This is a genomic window from Streptomyces alkaliphilus (genome assembly GCF_014141535.1).
GTDB classification, from domain to species: Bacteria; Actinomycetota; Actinomycetes; order Streptomycetales; family Streptomycetaceae; genus Streptomyces; species Streptomyces alkaliphilus.
In genome coordinates this window covers 1-1,085 of record NZ_VKHT01001337.1, presented here as the reverse complement: position 1 = coordinate 1,085, position 1,085 = coordinate 1, and the positions used below count along the sequence as shown (strand labels likewise).

The following is a 1,085-nucleotide window of genomic DNA, read 5'->3' as shown; positions in this document are numbered from 1 at the left end:
CGGTGTGGGGGAGGGCGGTCTCAGGCGTCGCCATCGCGCTCACCCGCCTCGGTGTCGTGGTCGGCGTGCGCGTACCGGGCGATGTACATCGGCGAGTCGGGGGCGAGCGGGTTGCCGAGCCAGTCGGCCCACCGGTCGATCGGGACCAGACCCGCTTGCGCCGCGTACGCGTCCACCTCCTCCGGTTCGGTCAGTCGGCTGATCTCCGTGCCGACCCGGGAGGTGCCGTCCCCCTCGAACCACACGTGGGAGGCCCGCCACAGCGGCTGATCGCCCGGAAGCAGGGTGGAGCAGGTCAACAGCCCGGTGTTGGGCTCGGGGTAGGGGGTGAAGAAGGAGGCGTCGCGACGGCCGTCGTGCAGGGCGCGGACATGGCCCGGGTGGGCCGTCTCCACCACCAGCACACCACCGGGGGCCAGGGCCCGGGCGGCGGCGCGGATCACGGCCCGCTGCTCGTCGGGGTGGGTCAGCATCGACAGGGTGGCGCACACGCAGTACACCAGGCCGTAACGCCGGTCGTCCTCGCGCTCGACACGGATGTCGCCGTGCACGGGGGTGATCGGCAGGCGGTGGCGGTCGATCTCCGTCCGGAGCCCCTCCAGCATCGTGAGCGAGGAGTCGACGCCGACGATCTCCGGGAGGTCACCGGCACCCGCCGGGGCCTCGGGGTCCCCGGTCCCGCCGGGTCGATCGGCGGTCGCGACGCGGATGAGTTCACGGGCGAGCGGCACGGCCACGCGTCCGGTGCCGACGCCCAGTTCGAGGGTGCCCGCGGCGGGGTCGGGGTGCCATCCGGCGAGTACCCGCCCGGTGAGGTCGGCGTAGGCGTCCTTGCGGAAGATCCGGTCGTAGACGTGGCGGAACTCGTCGCCGTAGCCGCAGTCGCGCACCCCGGGATCGGGGGTGGTGTCGGTGGGTCGGGCCGCGTGCGGAGCGGTGGTCATGGGATTTCCTCTCGGGCGGTTCGGCGCTGCTCGTGACTGTCCGGGGGGTGCGGGCCCGGTCCGCCGTGCCGGGGCGGTGGGTCGCGCGAGGGGAGTCGGGACGGGGCGGCCCGCGTCGGCGCGGACCGCCGCGTCCCGAGG

The 1,085-nt window shown here is 74.6% G+C and carries 1 protein-coding gene; it reads right to left on the bottom strand.

The window, feature by feature from the left end; translation table 11 throughout:
* Nucleotides 1-20: 20 nt before the first annotated feature.
* Nucleotides 21-944: a class I SAM-dependent methyltransferase gene (locus FNQ90_RS24340; RefSeq protein ID WP_182608314.1), complete on the bottom strand. Its 924-nt coding sequence runs from the start codon at nucleotides 942-944 to the stop codon at nucleotides 21-23.
* Nucleotides 945-1,085: the final 141 nt, after the last annotated feature.